This window comes from Pseudomonas sp. GW821-FHT02A08, from assembly GCF_059422045.1.
In genome coordinates this window covers 14515-30587 of record NZ_JBWKWD010000049.1, presented here as the reverse complement: position 1 = coordinate 30587, position 16073 = coordinate 14515, and the positions used below count along the sequence as shown (strand labels likewise).

14 protein-coding genes are annotated in these 16073 nt (G+C 60.4%); 8 read left to right on the top strand and 6 right to left on the bottom strand.

Annotated features, from left to right (window positions below):
• Positions 1 to 230 precede the first annotated feature (230 nt).
• Complete coding sequence (locus tag AC07W4_RS25325; RefSeq protein ID WP_495034397.1) at positions 231 to 740, top strand: BRO-N domain-containing protein; 510 nt, start codon at positions 231 to 233, stop codon at positions 738 to 740.
• Between the two features lie 308 nt (positions 741 to 1048).
• On the opposite strand, the gene AC07W4_RS25320 is transcribed toward AC07W4_RS25325, so the two are convergent.
• Positions 1049 to 4552, bottom strand: a complete 3504-nt coding sequence (locus tag AC07W4_RS25320) for an alkaline phosphatase family protein (protein WP_495034396.1) — start codon at positions 4550 to 4552, stop codon at positions 1049 to 1051.
• A 172-nt stretch (positions 4553 to 4724) separates the two neighbouring features.
• The gene (locus AC07W4_RS25315; protein ID WP_495034395.1) at positions 4725 to 6491 is read right to left on the bottom strand and encodes a SulP family inorganic anion transporter; all 1767 of its coding nucleotides are present in this window, start codon (positions 6489 to 6491) and stop codon (positions 4725 to 4727) included.
• Between the two features lie 118 nt (positions 6492 to 6609).
• Here AC07W4_RS25315 and AC07W4_RS25310 point away from each other — a divergent pair, with 118 nt between their 5' ends.
• On the top strand, positions 6610 to 7575 hold the full coding sequence (locus AC07W4_RS25310; RefSeq protein ID WP_495034394.1) for a hypothetical protein: 966 nt from the start codon (positions 6610 to 6612) through the stop codon (positions 7573 to 7575).
• Positions 7576 to 7694: 119 nt separating this feature from the next.
• Positions 7695 to 8012, top strand: a complete 318-nt coding sequence (locus AC07W4_RS25305; RefSeq protein ID WP_007998876.1) for a helix-turn-helix domain-containing protein — start codon at positions 7695 to 7697, stop codon at positions 8010 to 8012.
• A gap of 68 nt (positions 8013 to 8080) precedes the next feature.
• On the opposite strand, the gene AC07W4_RS25300 is transcribed toward AC07W4_RS25305, so the two are convergent.
• On the bottom strand, positions 8081 to 9142 hold the full coding sequence (locus AC07W4_RS25300) for an MBL fold metallo-hydrolase (RefSeq protein WP_495034393.1): 1062 nt from the start codon (positions 9140 to 9142) through the stop codon (positions 8081 to 8083).
• A gap of 216 nt (positions 9143 to 9358) precedes the next feature.
• Between AC07W4_RS25300 and AC07W4_RS25295 the strand changes: the two genes are divergently transcribed.
• Positions 9359 to 9967 (top strand): TetR/AcrR family transcriptional regulator, encoded by a 609-nt coding sequence (locus tag AC07W4_RS25295; RefSeq protein ID WP_495034392.1) that lies wholly within the window; start codon positions 9359 to 9361, stop codon positions 9965 to 9967.
• 91 nt (positions 9968 to 10058) lie between these two features.
• On the opposite strand, the gene AC07W4_RS25290 is transcribed toward AC07W4_RS25295, so the two are convergent.
• Positions 10059 to 11000, bottom strand: coding sequence for a LysR family transcriptional regulator (locus tag AC07W4_RS25290; RefSeq protein WP_495034405.1), 942 nt, complete (start codon positions 10998 to 11000; stop codon positions 10059 to 10061).
• A gap of 15 nt (positions 11001 to 11015) precedes the next feature.
• On the opposite strand from AC07W4_RS25290, the gene AC07W4_RS25285 reads away from it, so the two are divergent.
• Entirely contained in the window at positions 11016 to 11723 is a 708-nt protein-coding gene (locus tag AC07W4_RS25285; protein WP_495034391.1) for a CTP synthase C-terminal region-related (seleno)protein, read from the top strand.
• The gene (locus AC07W4_RS25280) at positions 11720 to 12043 is read left to right on the top strand and encodes an antibiotic biosynthesis monooxygenase family protein (RefSeq protein ID WP_429386255.1); all 324 of its coding nucleotides are present in this window, start codon (positions 11720 to 11722) and stop codon (positions 12041 to 12043) included. Before AC07W4_RS25285 ends, AC07W4_RS25280 begins: the two co-directional genes overlap by 4 nt.
• Positions 12044 to 12158: 115 nt before the next feature.
• On the opposite strand, the gene AC07W4_RS25275 is transcribed toward AC07W4_RS25280, so the two are convergent.
• Entirely contained in the window at positions 12159 to 12485 is a 327-nt protein-coding gene (locus AC07W4_RS25275) for a DUF2025 family protein (RefSeq protein WP_495034390.1), read from the bottom strand.
• A gap of 211 nt (positions 12486 to 12696) precedes the next feature.
• Here AC07W4_RS25275 and AC07W4_RS25270 point away from each other — a divergent pair, with 211 nt between their 5' ends.
• Both AC07W4_RS25270 and AC07W4_RS25265 read left to right on the top strand, forming a co-directional pair.
• Positions 12697 to 13824: a glycerophosphodiester phosphodiesterase gene (locus AC07W4_RS25270; RefSeq protein WP_495034389.1), complete on the top strand. Its 1128-nt coding sequence runs from the start codon at positions 12697 to 12699 to the stop codon at positions 13822 to 13824.
• A gap of 119 nt (positions 13825 to 13943) precedes the next feature.
• Positions 13944 to 14249 (top strand): PepSY domain-containing protein, encoded by a 306-nt coding sequence (locus AC07W4_RS25265; RefSeq protein WP_495034388.1) that lies wholly within the window; start codon positions 13944 to 13946, stop codon positions 14247 to 14249.
• Between the two features lie 53 nt (positions 14250 to 14302).
• Here AC07W4_RS25265 and AC07W4_RS25260 read toward each other — a convergent pair whose 3' ends face one another.
• Positions 14303 to 15928, bottom strand: a complete 1626-nt coding sequence (locus AC07W4_RS25260) for a methyl-accepting chemotaxis protein (RefSeq protein WP_495034387.1) — start codon at positions 15926 to 15928, stop codon at positions 14303 to 14305.
• Between the last annotated feature and the right edge of the window lie 145 nt (positions 15929 to 16073).

Below are 16073 nucleotides of genomic sequence, written 5' to 3'. Positions count from 1 at the left end.
TACGCCTGCGAGAAAATCCCCGTTATGTCGGGAGTGGGCGAATACAAGACCCGAAAGGGGAATATGTCCGGCCCGTCTCTGGTGGGTTTCTTAGCTCCCGACACCCTTAACGAATGCCCTAAGAAAGCAGCCAGAGGTAAAGGAAATGCCTGACCATCCGACCTTCACGATGAAGGTGAATCGCCGTACCCACAGATTCAGCCACGCGCTTCCGCTCCAGGAGGCCGGCCATGCCTGAATCACTCACCCCTACCCTTTTCACTCGTCACAACGTCCACCTGCATGCCCTTCTTTTGGAGAATCAGGCGTGGTTCTGCGCGCATGATCTCGGGCGACTTATGGGTAAACACCTTGATGAGCGCGTGACGCGCAAGCTTGATGCGGACCAGAGGCAAATGATGCTCGTAGACCTCTATGGTGCCGCTAAAGAGCGTTTGATGGTGAGCGAGTCAGGTGTGTATGCGTTGTTGATTTATCACTACTGCCCTGAGAATCGATTGCTGCGAGAGTGGCTGACGCATCAGGTGGTGCCTGCGCTGCGGGATGCGCGGCCGTCGCGAATGGTGGAGCGTCCTACGTTGAGTGTGCTTGATTGGCCGAAGATGTCGCTCTGTATGTTGCATTGGCAGGACGAGCCGTGGATTCGGTTGCGGGATATGCCGTGTGTGTTGGCAGATGATCCTTTCAATAGACATGAGTCCTGGTGGCGGAAGGCATCACGGGTAATGCGTGGGTACTGATTGTTCGACCCCACAAAAATCCGCTGCCTGAATTACAGGCAGCGGATTTTTTCTGAATGCAAATCGTCAATCGGCACAATTCAGTTTGTCTGGGGCTCCCGAGTTGCAGTATTTGGGGCCGCTTCGCAGCCCAACGGGGGCAAGCCCCCTCGCCACAAGGTTGGTGGCTGGTTTGGTTGCTGTGTTGATCTTGCGAATCGCGAGCAAGCTCGCACAGGGGTTCGGCGGCTGACTTGGGAACGTTGGTGTTATCAGGGCTGCTGGATTTTCCTGCGGCCCTTTTCTTTGCCCGCGATACCGCTAAAGCATCATTTCCCCAACCCACTAATCCGCCACGGACACACCGCCGCCCTCACCCCGCTCGGCCCGACAATCTCCGGCGTCTGCCCAAGCGACCTGGCGCTCAGCACACTCCCCACCCGTTCAATCAACTGATCAAACCCCAACGTCGCATCCTCCTGATGCAATTTGCGCAGTTGTTCGACCAGGGCATAAGTGAAGGCGCCGTAGCTGTTGGAGCCCACCTCATATTCGTTGGCTTTTTCGTTCTCCCTCGCGGCGTAGAGCATTAGGGGCATGTAGGGGCCGTGGTGGCCGTAGAGTTTGCCTTGGCGCAGCAGTTGGGCTTTTTTCTCGGGGCGAAGGCCCGTGGCGGCGCCTTGGGTGGTGCGGGTGCGGGTGAGGCCGCGGGTTTTGTTGTCTTGTTCGCTGAAGTCGCGGCGGTCGGTGTCGACGGCGTAGACGCGGCGGTCCCAGTCGCCGGCGTAGGGGTCCCAGCGCAGCATGCGGTGGCGGATGTCGCTGGGTGGGGTGATGCCGCGCACGCGGCCGTTGCCGCGGGTCATGCCGCCGGCGTAGCAGCAGTCGAACATGACGGTGAGTTTGGCGCCGTGGCCGTCCGGGTCGAATGGCAGGTGGCTGTAGAACTGGCGGAACAGTTTGTCGGTGAAGTGGGTGCTTTCGTCGTCCCAGTCGAAATCGTGAAGCACCAGGGTTTCGTCCATGCAGTCGGCTTCGCCGCTGCTGCTGTAGACCGGCAACTGGGTGCCGTGGCCGGAGTAGAACAACACGCGCTCGTCGCCGGCGCGGGCGCCTTCCACCAGCCATTCGAGGCGTTCGACGAAGTTGGCCCGGGTCGCTCGGGCGTCGTGCAGCAAGCGGATGTCGCCGGCGTCGTAGCCGCTTTCCTGGAGCATGCGGCTGATCAGGTAGGTGTCGTTGATGCAGCCTTCGAGGCGTGCGCTCGGGTCGGGGTAATCGTTGATGCCGACCACCAGGGCGCGGCGTTTGCGTTGACCACTGCGGGACAGGAACGCCGGCACTTCCAGTGCGCGCGCGGCCACCACATCGCGGGCCAGTTGTGGCCAGAGGCCGGTCTGGCTGGTGGCTGACGACAAGTAGGCCTGGGCGGCGTGATTGAGGTCGAGCAGGTCATCGCGCAGCGGCACGCTGAATTCGGTTTGCAGGTCGACCCGCGCCGAATCCGGCGAGGTGATCGGCCGGCTCAGCAAGCCGTCGTTGGGGTTGTAGAGGTGGAACCAACGGCGGATGCCTCGGCCGTTTTCGCTCAGGCGCAGGACCCGCCCGCCCCACACTTCGCGCATCACCAGTGGCAGTGCAATCGGTGAGCCGAAGCTGACGAACACTCGGCCATCGATGCGCTTGAGTGCCGAACCTTTTTTCGCTACCGACCGGCGCAGGGCGTCGTAGCCGATCAGGCTGCCCAGCCCTTGGGCGAAGATGATCTGCGGATTGAATGCCTCGATCTTCGCCAGCAGATGTTGAGTCAACTCAGTGCGCAAATCGGCGTCTTCGATCCATTGCACGACGGCGCCGACCGTGGTGCGCAGCATCTGATTGACCGGCAGGCCCCAACTGCCGAAATTCTCGTCGGCCTTGCCGCTTGCGTCGGCCCTCAGCATCGCCAGGCCTCGGGTGATCTGGGCGAAGTCCGGCCCTTCCTTGAGTTGCTCATCGAAGCACAGAAAATCGATGTCCTGGTCGTCAATGAGGCGACCGTTCTGTGCCAGTTGATTGCGGATCAATGTGCGCCATTGCTCCTGCCAGTTTGTATCAATGCCGCCCTGCCCTTTGTCGGCCGGCGTGAACCCGACACCGGGCAGGCACAGGACGCGCAGCCGCGTTGGCGCGACTTCCGACCCTGGTTCTGCCAAGGCTTTACTGGCAGGCGCCGCAACCGGCGGAACCGCTTGCCCTTGGGCGGTGACCATCAAATCCTGCAGGCGCCGCAGTTTCGCCTCAAGGCTGTTCGCACTGGGTGCGGCGGGCGTGAGCGCGGCCTGAGCCGGATCAGCCAAGGCACGGCTGCGATTACCGAGAAAACCGCTGACCCATTGGGCGCTGCTCTTCCAGATCTGCTCTGGATCAAGGCCGTCGAGGTAACCGGTGACGCTGTCCACCACCTGCCGACTTTGGGTCGCCAGTTCGGATTCGATCAATGGCAACCCGGCACGACTTGGCACCACGGTGGCCGCCAATGTCGGCGCAGCTGTTACGCCCGGTGCCGCGCGCCAGATGGGCGCATTGCCGAAGTGCTGCGCCGCGATCACCCGTGGGCCGAGGGCACTGCGTGGCAATTTGAAGTGATCGCAAAGAAACGCCAGCAGGCTGGTGTGATCGTAATGCTGCGCCTGGACGTTGCCCGTCCAGGGAATCAAGCCTGGCTTGAGCCACGGCGAAGCGAGGATCGCCGGAACACGAACGCCGAGACGGGTGAAGGGATTTTTCCATGGGACATCGGCCGTTGAACCGGTCGCCACGCAAGTCGGTGGCACCACGTGGTCATGGAAACCGCCATGTTCGTCGTACAGCAGCACAAACAGGGTTTTATTCCAGACAGTGGCATTGCCCGACAAGGCGTTGAACACCTCACCGACAAACTGATCGCCAAAGCGCAGGTCCTCCGGTGGATGATGGGACACGTTTGGCCCGAGTTTGCCGTTGAGCAGGCCATAGCTCGGCTCGATCCAGGACAGTTCGGGGAGTTTGTTACCGGCGACGTCCGACTTGAAATCATCGATGCTCAGGTGCTGCAAACCACCCTTGACCAGCGCCGCCAGTGGAACCGCACCGTCGGAGTAAATGCGCGCGTCGTGGCCGTTGTTGCGCAGCAGCGAGAAAATACTCTCGCCTCCGAACTGTGCGATCAGGCTCTTGATGCCGGCCAGTACCGTGCCGGTCGAGGGCATCAGCAAGTGGCCATTGCAACTGCCGAGCATGGCAAAAAAGCGGTTCGGCCAGGTTGGACCTGGCACCGAGGAAAACCAGCGATCACACACGGTGAAATTGCGCGCCAATCCGTGGATGGCCGGCAGCGTATCGTCGGCCGGCTTAGCGCCGAACGGAATGTAGTTCATCGCCCGTTGGGCCATGGATTGCGACCAGGTTTTGTACACCTTCAGGTCCTTGCGGGCCTTGTCGTAGGCGTCCTGGGCAAAACCATCGAGTTTGGGATTGGCCGGGCTGGTCTTGAAGGAGACGCCCAACTGCGTCTCTACGTTGACGAACTCATGGCCAAGGTCGAAACCCTCACTGTTGCTCGGTGGTAGCGCCGGAGGCATAGGGGGCGGCGGCGCCCACAGGTTGTAGTTTTCCGGGAACTCCGACGCCTGGGTGATCACCGTCGAATTGCCATTGGCCAGCTTCAGCGGATTGGTGCTGGGCGCGTTGCGGTTGATACCGTCACACGCAGGGTTGATACGGGTGTAATCCCCCAGCAAATGATCGAATGACCGGTTTTCCATCATCAACACGACAACGTGCTCAATTCCGTCGGGCCAGTTGTTCGGCATGGTGCGCTCCTTGCTGTGAAGTCGCGATTTCGACCTCTCGGGTTTCACCGCAATCAAGGCTTGGATGGCTGGACAATCCGCCTGGCCCGGCACTGCCCATGAGGCATGCGGCGATCCGATCTGCCAGACAACGCTAGTCAGGCGATGGGGGCTTGTCCAATGGCGGGCGCACCTATCCTTTCACCCAATCCACCGAATACATCGCAACATAACTATCCACCGCCGTCCCAATCGTAGGAAAAAACGCCGTCTCCCCCAACCGCGCAAACAACCCAAACCGCTTTAGCTTGTCTTTGACCGGGTCCTTCATCTCGGCAATGCACAACTCGATACCCGCCGCGTGCAGGGTGTCGTCCAGTTCGGCGAGCATGTCGGCGGAGGTCACATCGACGCTGGTGACCGGCTCTGCGGCAACCACCAGCCAGCGCACGGGCGTGGGCGATGCCGCCACGGCGTCCAGCACGCGGTCGCTGAACAGTTCGGCGTTGGCGAAAAACAAGGGCGCATCCCAGCGAAACAAGACCAGGCCGGGTATCAGCCGTGCGTCGGGATAGCGTTTGATGTCGTGGTAGCCCTTGACCCCATCGGCGCGTCCCAATACCGCGGAGTACGGGCGCCAGCCATCCCAGAGGAATTCAATAATCGCGATCACGATGGCCAGGCCGATACCCTCGATCGCGCCGAATACGGCCACGCCGACCGTGCAGACAATCGATAGCCAGCATTCCCAGCGCTGGATGCGATAGATCCGCCGCAGGTCGGTGATTTCGATCAGGCCGATGGCCGAGGCGATCACGACTGCCGCCAGGGCGCTGGACGGTAGATGCTGCAGCAGGTCCGGTGCCACCACCAGCAGCAAGGCAACCGCGAGTGCGCCGACGACGCCGGTTATTTGGGTTTTGGCACCGGCGGCTTCGGCCACGGGCGTCCGCGACGAGCTGCTGCTGATCGGGAAGCCCTGGAAAAAACCGGCCGCCAGGTTGGCGATGCCGAGGCCCACCATTTCCTGGTTCGGGTTGACGTAGGTTCGGGTCCGCGCCGCATAGACCCGCGACAGCACGCTGGTGTCGGCGAACGAAACGAGTGCGACGGCGCAACCACCAATCAAAACCGGGACGATATCGGCGGTGGTGATCCAGGGGATGGCGAATCCGGGCAAGCCTTGGGGGAGCGAACCGAGGACCGACACACCGGCGCGTGCAGCAAGATCGAGTACACCCACGGCGACCGTCGCGCCTACCACAGCGATCAGGATGCCCGGCAGTCGCGGCCATCTTTTGAGTAGCAGGATCACTGCCAGGGTGAGCCCGCCCACCGTGAAGGTGGTCCAGTTGACCTTTCCCTCCATCACCGCCGAGGCGATGGCCCCTATGTTTCTCAATGGGCCCTCGGACTCAATCGAAAAACCAAACAGCTTGGGCAACTGGCTGATCAATACGGTCAGTGCGATGCCGTTCATGTAGCCGTAGCGGATCGGTTTGGACAGCAGCTCGGTGATAAAACCCAAGCGCGCCATACCGGCCAGGATGCACACCGCTCCCGAGACGATCGCCATCATCCCCGCCAGGGCGACGGCGCGCTGCGGGTCACCGCCGGAGAGTGGAATGATGACAGCAAGGATGACGGCCACCAGGGAGGAATCCGGCCCCATCACCAGAATTCGGCTGGGGCCGAACAAGGCATAGAACAGCAGCGGAACGATAGTCGCGTAGAGGCCATAAATGCCCGGCACCCCCGATGCCACCGCATAGGCGATACCGACGGGCACCAGCATCGTGGTCAGCACCAGGCCGGCCACGATGTCGTAACGCAACCATGCCAATTGGTATTCGCGCAGCATGCCCAGTCCCGGTAGCCAGCGGCGCCAACCGGTCTGTTCATCACGACGCGCTATCCGGCCCGGCTCCGGGAGGGGGGGCGAAGTATCTGAATGGTTCATAAACCGCCCTCTTTGATGGACGATGCAGACTCGGCGATATCGAAGTGATCTCAGTGTAGCTATTGCTTCGAATGCGTCATCACTGGAAGCTGTTCATCTAAAGGACTTGGAACCCGACATGAAATTCGACCTCGCCTACTGCCTCAGCCTCAACGACAAGTTGTCGATCTACGACGTGCGGGATCTGAATTTCGACGAGACGATGGATTTCGACTCCACCAAGGAGCATTTCCAATGCCCCAACGATGTCTGTCGCCTGGCGTTCGATGCGGCCAATGAGCTGGGCACGTTCAACGCCAGGAATGTGAATTACGTGCGTACGCCGCACTTCAAGAACCTGCCGAGCACGCGGCATGTGGAGGGCTGCCCTTATGTCAGCTTGAAGACCCCGGCGTCGGGTGTGGATGAGGCGGAAACGGATGACAGTCGCGAGGAAAATTTCCCGTCGGAATTGTTACTGGTTCGACGTGAGTATGTGCGTAAGCCGTCCATTCCGAAGGTCGCGGCGGATGGGGGGCGTGATGAGTCGCTAACGCCGTCGGTGGCAGACAATGTCGAGCAACCGGGCAGGGAGTCGGCACCGGACAAGACCAACATCTTTGCCCACCCGGTGGAATGCTTTGTATCAAACTTCGACGACAAGGATTTGCTCAAGCGCGTGCCGCTGAAGATTGGCGAGCACACCGCGCCTTACGCCTCGTTCTTCAAGAAGATCGAATACCTGCAAGACAACAAGGGGCTGATCTACTGGGGCAAGATCAAGGAGATCAAGGACTACACCCAGAGCTTTCGCATCGACTTCGAGAAAAAGGTCTGGTTCGAGAAGAAGCCGTACTCGGTCAATGTTTACCTGAGCAAGAAGCTGATCGACAGCTACCGCAAGCGCAAGGCGTTCCTGGAAGAAATCAAGCATGCCATCGAGAGCGGGCGGGAGCTGTATTGCTTCTTTTATGGCGTGACGCCCGAGTTGAAGCAGGTGCCGAGCAAGAAAAAACCCGAACAGACGTTCGGGGTGTTCAGCGCCAACATTGAAAATCTGGATCACTTTATTGTGCGGGAGGCACCGGGGTTGGCGGACAAATAAACGCTGCGCCGTTCGTCTGTCTGAAAAGACAAATCAAAAAATGCGTTTGATCCGGGCTCAAAACAACTGTACAAAAACACAGTATATTTTGACCAACACTCTCGAGCCCGGAGAACACCATGGCCTCTCAAGCGATGAAAATCACCCTGGAACGTATCGCCCTCTTCCAATTCACCCCGGCCCACTGCGCCCAGGCCCGAGCGATGCTGGGCTGGAGCGTGGAAGAGCTGTCGCGGGAGTCCCGAGTCTCGGTAGATGCCATTCAACGCTTCGAGGCACGCCAGGAGGTGCTGGATGTCACGCGCCTGGCGCTGGCCTATCGGTTCGAATCGGAAGGGTTGGTGTTCTTCCCCGGTTTTGCGCCGGGTCGAGGGATGAATGTGAAAGGGTCTACGCCAAATCCGGTAGGGCGGGCGGATTTTGCGATGGTGGAGTGAGCCAACTCATCGATTGACGATAAATGGCCTCCTGTAGGAGCGAGCTCGCTCCCACAGGGCCCATCACTCTACGCGTTATGAGCTACCACCCGATCACTCTCCCCTTCCACCGCCAACCACCACGCACCACCGCGCTGTGGATGCATCAGGTTGAACGCCTCACCCATCTGAGGTGTGGTGATCGATACGTTGCGCTCCCAGGCCAGGGCCAGGATGCGGTCGAAGGGTTCGTACCAGGCGTGCATCGACAGGTCGAAGGTGCCGTTGTGGATTGGCAACAGCCATCGGCCCTTGAGATCGATATGGGCTTGCAGGGTTTGTTCCGGTTGCATGTGCACGTGCGGCCAGTCGACGTTGTAGGCGCCGGTTTCCATGAGGGTCAGGTCGAATGGGCCGTACTGTTCGCCGATGCGTTTGAAGCCGTCGAAGTAGCCACTGTCGCCGCTGAAGAAAATGCGTGTGTCGCCGTCGATCATCACCCACGAAGCCCATAGGGTGCTGTTGCTGTCGAACAGACCGCGACCGGAAAAGTGCTGTGACGGGGTGGCGATGAACTGGATGCCATCGACTTCCGTGCCTTGCCACCAATCCAGTTGGCGGACTTTGCTGGCGTCGATGCCCCACTTGATCAGGGTATCGCCTACGCCCAGCGGGGCCAGGAAGTATTTGGTCTTGTCCGCGAGCTTGAGCACGGCCTGATGATCCAGGTGGTCGTAGTGGTCGTGGGACAGGATCACCGCTTCAATCGGTGGCAATGCTTCCAGGCTGATGGGCGGCTGGTGGAAACGCTTGGGGCCGGCCCATTGCACCGGGGAGGCACGCTCGGCGAAGACCGGGTCGGTGATCCAGAACTTGTCACGCAGCTTGAGCAACACCGTGGAGTGGCCCAGGCGATAGACGCTGTGGTTGGGCGCTGCGATCAGCGCGGCTTGAGTCAGGGCTTGCACCGGGACGGGCGCGCTCGGGCGGGTGTTTTGCGGTTTGTGGAACAGCACGTTCCAAAGGACGCCCATGGTTTTGCCAAAGCTCAAACGTTGAACCGGCGTGAAGTTCTGATACTGCCCTTGAGCCTGTCGGGACGCTTCAGGTGTGGAGACGTTATCCGCCGGGGAGGAGGTTGAATTGGCCATGACTGAATGACTCCAGAAAAACCGCGCATGACGCGATTCTCCGCTTTGGGACGATAAATGGCCAAGGCACGCACGCATCAGCCGGACTTTCTATTTTTTACTGGGCAGGATTAACAAAACATTACACTGCACAGTGTAGTTTCTAGGTTGCATCAAAGTCGATGACAAGTAAACTACCGAGTGTAATTTCCTCCTTCTTCCTGCCGAAGCGTACTTATGACAGCTCCACAGCGCCTCACCGACCGAAAACGCCAAGCGATCATTCAAGCCGCGATCAACGAATTCCGTGACAACGGTTTCGAAATCACCAGCATGGACAAGATTGCTGCCACTGCCGGCGTGTCGAAGCGCACGGTGTACAACCACTTCCCCAGCAAGGAAGAGTTGTTCACCGAAATCCTCAATCAGTTATGGATCCGGGTGACGGCAGAACAGGAAACGTCCTACCGTCCCGACTTGCCGTTGCGCGACCAATTGCGCGGGTTGCTGAAGGCCAAGCTGCAAAATTTGGGCGATGACAATTTTCTCGACCTGGCACGGGTGGCGATAGCGGCGACGATTCATTCCCCGGAGCGGGCGCAGAATATGGTGGCCCGAATGGGCGAGCGCGAAGAGGGGCTGACGGTGTGGATTCGGGCCGCTCAAGCGGATGGCCGATTGAAGGCCGTGGCTCCCGAATTCGCTGCTCAACAGATCCATGGCCTGCTCAAGTCTTTTGCATTCTGGCCGCAGATTTCCATGGGCAAGCCGGGCTTGCCACCCGATGAACAACACCGGGTGGCCGAATCCGCGCTGGACATGTTTCTGGCCTGCTATCAGGTGTAATAAATGACAACATCGTCGGCGGTGTCGAACGATTGATGGCTCTGATTTGAACGCCCCATGTGTTTCAGAATGAAACTGGCGCTGAACGGCTTCACGGCAGTTTCAGCGCCCGCCCCAACTCATCGAACAACGTGACCACCGAGCGCAAGGCGCGGTAGTCGGGACGAGTCAGCAGCCACAGCGCGGTGTCGTAACCGTGCAACGGCTCGCCCAGCGGCTGTAATCCGTCGCCGATCAAGAAGTCCGGCAACGCCGCTATACCCAATCCCGCCCTCACCAGCCCGGTCACCGAAAGCATGCTGTTGCAGCGATAGCCCGGCGTTACGCCCGGCAAGGCCTGGCGACGCCAGGTAACGGTCGGGTGATCCGGCAGGAAGTCGTCCGGGGCGATCCAGGTCAATGAGGCCAGGTCTGTGGTGTTGACCGATTGCAGGTATCGCTCGCTGGCGCACACGCGGTAGGCAATATCCGCCAGTCGCCGTCCCACTAGATGCTCCGGTGGCGTGCGGGTCAGGCGCAGGGCGATATCGGCATCCCGGCGGCTGAGGTTGGCAAAATCATTGGACGTGCTGAGTTCGAGCGTCAGCGCCGGATAGTTCGGCATGAACTGCGCCAGCGCCGGCAACAGCAATTCTTGCAGGACCGAATCGGTACAGGTCAGGCGCACGATGCCGCTGATCACTTCACCGCCCAGCTCCACACCGATGCGCGCCGCCTCCAGCGCCTGCTCAGCGCGCTCGGCCTGCTCGGCCAAGGACTGCGCCAGGGTGGTGGGCAGGTAACCGGCGCGGCTTTTTTCGAACAGTTGCTGGCCCAGTGCAGCCTCCAGCCGGCGCACCGCGCGAAACACCGTCGAGACATCCACCTTCAGCAGTTGCGCGGCCCGGGCCAGGGAGCCGCCGCGCACCAGGGCGAGGATCAGGGTCAGGTCCGCGTAATCCAGTCGATAGTGCGTTGCTGCATTGATCACTTGGGAAAACGCCAATATTGAGTGCATGAGCGCCAATCTATAGTGGGCACCAGCAATCAACAAGTGCAGAGGCCCCATATGGAAACCAGCCCGATTCGCATCGCCCTGATCGGCGACTACGACCCGCAAGTCACCGCCCACCAGGCCATTCCCGTAGCCCTCGAAATGATCGCTGAACACAGTGGCCTGAACCTGCAATGGCAATGGTTGGCCACCGATGAAATCCACGCCGAAACGCCGCTGCATACATTCGATGGCTTCTGGTGCGTACCGGCCAGCCCTTATCGCAGCGCGGACGGCGCATTAAAAGCGATCCGCTTTGCCCGCGAACAACGGCGACCTTTCCTCGGCACCTGCGGTGGTTTTCAACACGCGGTGCTGGAATATGCGCGCAATGTGCTGGGCTGGTCGGATGCCGAACACGGCGAGACGTCACCCGATGCAGCACGGGCGCTGCTGACGCCACTGTCGTGCGCGCTGGTAGAGGCCGTCGACTCCATTCATTTGGCTGAAGGCTCGTTGATCGCACAGGCGTACGAAAGCGCCGAGATTCGTGAAGGCTATCGCTGTCGTTATGGTGTGAATCCGCAATTCGAGAGGGAGCTGCTCAAGCGCGAACTTCACGCCGTCGGCCACGATTCGCAACAGGGACTGCGGGCGGTCGAACTCAACGGTCATCCGTTCTTTGTCGCGACCTTGTTCCAGCCCGAGCGGGCCGCGCTCAAGGGCGTCTTGCCGCCGCTGGTTGGCGCCTTTGTCGAAGCCTGTGCGGGGCGCTCATCATGATCGCCGATACGCCAACGGCGCCTTATTACGCGGTGATCTTCACCTCGCTGCGCACCGAGGGTGACCAGGGTTATGCCGAAGCGGCCGCAAGGATGCTGGAACTCGCCCGTGAACAGCCGGGGTTTCTCGGAGTGGAATCGGCTCGGGGTGAGGATGGGTTGGGAATAACCGTGTCGTATTGGGCCAGTGAGGCGGCGATTCTGGCGTGGAAGCAGCATCCAGAGCATACGGCCATTCGCGAGCGTGGGCGTTCGACCTGGTATGCGCGGTGTCATACGCGGGTGTGTCGGGTTGAGCGGGCCTACGGGTTCAGTCTGTAAATGATGTGGTGTTCTTGAGGCCGTCTTCGCGGGCAAGCCCGCTCCCACAGGGATTGATGGCAACCTGTGGGAGCGGGCTTGCCCGCGAAGAGGCCCGAACAGTCACCGCCAGAACTCAACCCTGAACCAGACTGCGAACCGCCGATATCTCCGGCACTTCCCGCCGGTTCATGTACACCCGCAATGGCTCGGTGATGTTGATCCGCTCATCGATGTTCTGGTCCAGCAACAACTGGATCAACTCGCGCTTGAGTGTCATGGCCTGCCCGGGCCCCGCGCCCCAGACGAATTCGCTGGTCGGGATGATGCCGTCATCCGCCACATCCATGCCGAATGAGTCTTCGCTGAAGCGCACGATGTATTGGCCGGTCTTGCGGTTCAGGCCGACAAAACCTTTGAGTTGGTCGGCCGCCTGGCAGATGAGCTGGGAAGTGATGCGCATGGTAAACCCCGCAATGGTGATCGTTGGTTTGCACGCAGGGCCTGCGTTTCCCTCTGCCGGGGAAATTGCAGGGCCCCAGCGTACTGCAAACGGGCGCACAAAAGTGCTGACGAAAATCAGCTTTAGACAGGTTTATGTCGGTCTGGCGATAGCGCCTGCAAAGATGAATTGTTAAAAGGGACCGCTCACTTATTGCGAAAGGATCTCGACCATGCCCGCAACCTTTACCAAAAGCGCCCTGTTACTGAGCCTGTTGCTCGGTCTCGGCCACGCACAGGCCGCCAGCGAACCGAGCCCCTCGGCACTGGCGACCCGCTTGGGCATTGCGCATCCAGCGGTGATCGCCCACCGTGGCGCATCTTTCGACGCGCCGGAATCCACCGCCGCCGCCTACAAGACGGCCCGCGACCTGGGCGCCGACTACCTGGAACTGGATCTGCAGCGCAGCAAGGATGGCGTGCTGTTTGCCCTGCACGACAACAATCTGCAACGCACCACCGACGTCGCTACAAAATTCCCCGAGCGCAAGGACAGCCCCGCCACTGCGTTCACCATGGCCGAACTGAAAACCCTGGACGCCGGCAGCTGGTTCAATGCCGCGTACCCGGATCGCGCGCGTCCGGCCTTCGCGGGCCTGAAGATTCTGACCCTTGATGAAATCATCGACATCGCCGAGGGCAACAGCTTGCACAAGCCCGGCCTGTACATCGAGACCAAGGAGCCCAAGCAGTTCCCCGGCATCGAACGCGACCTCAAGGAAAAACTTCAGGACCGGGGCTGGCTGAGCCCGACCGCATCGAAACCGGCAAAAAGCGAGCTTGCGGTTGGCCAGGGCAAAGGCAAGGTGGTCCTGCAGACCTTCGAGAAGAGCAGCCTCGAACTGCTGCAAATGGAAATGCCGAAGGTGCCGAAGATCCTGCTGCTGTGGGTCGGTGAAGGCAGTATCGAACCCAAATCCAAGGTGACATTTGCCGATTCCGGCGAAAAGGATAAAGCCGCTTACTACGCCAAACAGCAACCGAAGGACAAAGCCGAATTCCAGAACTGGGTCGACTACGCCAAGGCCCAGGGCGCCATCGGCACCGGCCCGTCCGCCGCACTGACCCAGGGTGGCGACCAGAGCTACTCGGACCTGGTGCAACCCTGGATGAACCAGTACACCCACGACCAGGGCCTGCTGGTGCACGTCTACACCATCGACGATGCGGTGGACTACCGCAAAGTCATGGACGCCGGTGTCGACGGCATCTTCACCAACCGCGCCAGTGAGTTGTTGAAGTTCTACAAACGCCCGGCGTCGGCGAGTGTGGCGCAGGTGCTACAGAACAACGGCTACTGACCCAGAGTCGCGCAAAACCCTGTGGGTTGATGCAGGGCATGACGGCGGTTTTAAGGGTGGCTTAAGTTACAAAAGCTAACCTGATCTCACTTGAACAGATCACCCAAGGAAAGAAGCCCATGAAGACTCTGACTGCTTTGTTTACCGCTGCAACCCTGACCCTCACTGCCGGTCTGGCCCAGGCCGACGTGCGCGTGGATGAGATCCCGCAACTGGTCAAGGACGGCAAGATCAAGCCCCTGGAAGATCTGAACAAGATCGCTCTGGATCTGCATCCAGGCGCAACGATCATCAAAACCGAGCTGGATAACCATTTCAATGGTTACGAGTATGAGATCGAACTGCGCGACGCCAGGAACGTCGAGTGGGATGTGGACATCGATGCCTCTAACGGCAAGGTCCTGAAAAACAAGCAAGACACGTAATCACGACACCCACAAAGGCCGCACGCTCTGACGATCGTGCGGCTTTTTTGCGTTTAAGCGCTCAGGCGCGCCGTCACCTCGTTCAACTGCCCCGACAAGCCGTGCAGGTTGGTACTGGCTGCTTCAGTGCGCTGCACGTTGTCCAGGTTGGTGCTGGCGATGCTGGTGATCTCGGTGAGGTTGCGCGAGATGTCTTCGGCCACCGAGGTCTGCTCTTCGGCGGCAGTGGCGATCTGGCGGTTCATGTCGCGGATGGCTTCCACGGCCAGGGTGATGCGTTCGAGCATGGCGCCGGCCTCGGTCACTTGCTGCACGCTTTGTTCGCTGCGTGACTGACCGCTTTCAATCGCCTGGGCCGCTTCAATTGCACCGGTCTGCACGGTCTGGATGATCTGGTTGATCTCGATGATCGACGCCGCCGTACGCTGGGCCAGGCTGCGCACTTCATCGGCCACCACCGCGAATCCGCGTCCGGCCTCACCGGCGCGGGCCGCTTCGATGGCTGCGTTGAGTGCCAGCAGGTTGGTCTGTTCGGCGATGCCGCGAATCACTTCCAGGACCTTGCCGATGCGCCCGCTGTCGGTTTCCAGTTGGCGGATGACCGTGGCGGTGTTGGCGATTTCGCCGCGCATCCGGGTGATGGTGTGGATGGTGCCCTGCATGACTTTTTCGCCCTGCTGGGCGGACTGGTCGGCATCGTCGGCGGCCCGCGCCGCTTCGGCGGCATGTCGGGCGACTTCCTGTGCCGTAGCGGACATTTCGTTCATCGCCGTGGCCACCTGATCGGTGCGGTTGAACTGCTCGTTGGTACCGCCAGCCATTATGGTGGCGATCGCGTTCAACTCACCACTGGCGCTGTCCAGGTCCGACGCGCTGCGCTGCAAACGACTGAAGGTTTCGGCGAGGAAATCGCGCAGGGTGTTGGCGGCCATCGCCAGTTTACCCAACTCGTCCTGACGGGTGCTGGCCACGCGTTCGGCAATACGACCCTGGCTGAGTTGCGCCACGTATTCGATCAGTTTGCGGATCGGCTCGACCAGGTTGCGGTTGACCAGCCACAGGCTCAGCAGGCCGATCAGCCCCCCCGAAACCAGCATCACGACCAGCCCCAGCAACACCGTGCGATCGGCACTGGCGCTGATCCGTGTCGATTGCTCGGCACCCTGCTTGCGCAACTCGCTGACCAGTTCGCTCATCTGATCGCTGGCCGCGCGGTCCACGCCCTTGACCGCCGCGTCGCCCGCCGTCGGGTCACCACCGGCGGCCACGAACGCGTCCCGGCCCTTCTGATAGGCCGCGCCCAACTGGCGATGTTCATCACGCAAGCGCTCGATGCGGCTCTTGAGTTGCGGCTCGATGCCCTTCTGCGCGGCCAGTTCGCCGAGGATGTTTTGCACATCGCGCTGACGCGCCTCGAATTGCCCCCAGTACTTGCTCAGGTCCGCCGGTTGCTTGCCGCGCAGCAGGACGTTTTTCCACTCCTGCACCTGCACCTTGAATTGCAGGTTGGCTTCATCGATCAATTGCGAAGTATGCAGCGGGCCTTCGATCAGATTGGCGTAGCTCTGCACGCCGCTGGACAGGAAGTGAAAGCACGCCAGGGCGATCAACAGCATCGCCAGCAGGCTGCCGCTCAGCAGGGCGAGAATTTGTGCTCTCAGGGACTTTTGCAAAAGCATCGCAGGGTACTCATGACAGGAATGAGGCACGCCCGTTAAGGCGTGAAAATTGTCCGGACATCCCTGTCTGCGGTCCCGGCCAATGCCGGCGGCGCGCAACTCAACCCAAGCGTGATCGGCGTGTCAGAGCAGTTCTTGAGAGAAT

What these genes read in the sequence shown, in the direction of transcription:
- AC07W4_RS25320 (WP_495034396.1), bottom strand. Translation starts at nt 4,552, where the DNA reads ATGCCGAACAACTGGCCCGACGGAATTGAGCACGTTGTCGTGTTGATG.
- AC07W4_RS25260 (WP_495034387.1), bottom strand. Translation starts at nt 15,928, where the DNA reads ATGCTTTTGCAAAAGTCCCTGAGAGCACAAATTCTCGCCCTGCTGAGC.
- AC07W4_RS25285 (WP_495034391.1), top strand. Translation starts at nt 11,016, where the DNA reads ATGGAAACCAGCCCGATTCGCATCGCCCTGATCGGCGACTACGACCCG.
- AC07W4_RS25310 (WP_495034394.1), top strand. Translation starts at nt 6,610, where the DNA reads ATGAAATTCGACCTCGCCTACTGCCTCAGCCTCAACGACAAGTTGTCG.
- AC07W4_RS25295 (WP_495034392.1), top strand. Translation starts at nt 9,359, where the DNA reads ATGACAGCTCCACAGCGCCTCACCGACCGAAAACGCCAAGCGATCATT.
- AC07W4_RS25280 (WP_429386255.1), top strand. Translation starts at nt 11,720, where the DNA reads ATGATCGCCGATACGCCAACGGCGCCTTATTACGCGGTGATCTTCACC.
- AC07W4_RS25315 (WP_495034395.1), bottom strand. Translation starts at nt 6,491, where the DNA reads ATGAACCATTCAGATACTTCGCCCCCCCTCCCGGAGCCGGGCCGGATA.
- AC07W4_RS25305 (WP_007998876.1), top strand. Translation starts at nt 7,695, where the DNA reads ATGGCCTCTCAAGCGATGAAAATCACCCTGGAACGTATCGCCCTCTTC.
- AC07W4_RS25325 (WP_495034397.1), top strand. Translation starts at nt 231, where the DNA reads ATGCCTGAATCACTCACCCCTACCCTTTTCACTCGTCACAACGTCCAC.
- AC07W4_RS25300 (WP_495034393.1), bottom strand. Translation starts at nt 9,142, where the DNA reads ATGGCCAATTCAACCTCCTCCCCGGCGGATAACGTCTCCACACCTGAA.
- AC07W4_RS25270 (WP_495034389.1), top strand. Translation starts at nt 12,697, where the DNA reads ATGCCCGCAACCTTTACCAAAAGCGCCCTGTTACTGAGCCTGTTGCTC.
- AC07W4_RS25265 (WP_495034388.1), top strand. Translation starts at nt 13,944, where the DNA reads ATGAAGACTCTGACTGCTTTGTTTACCGCTGCAACCCTGACCCTCACT.
- AC07W4_RS25275 (WP_495034390.1), bottom strand. Translation starts at nt 12,485, where the DNA reads ATGCGCATCACTTCCCAGCTCATCTGCCAGGCGGCCGACCAACTCAAA.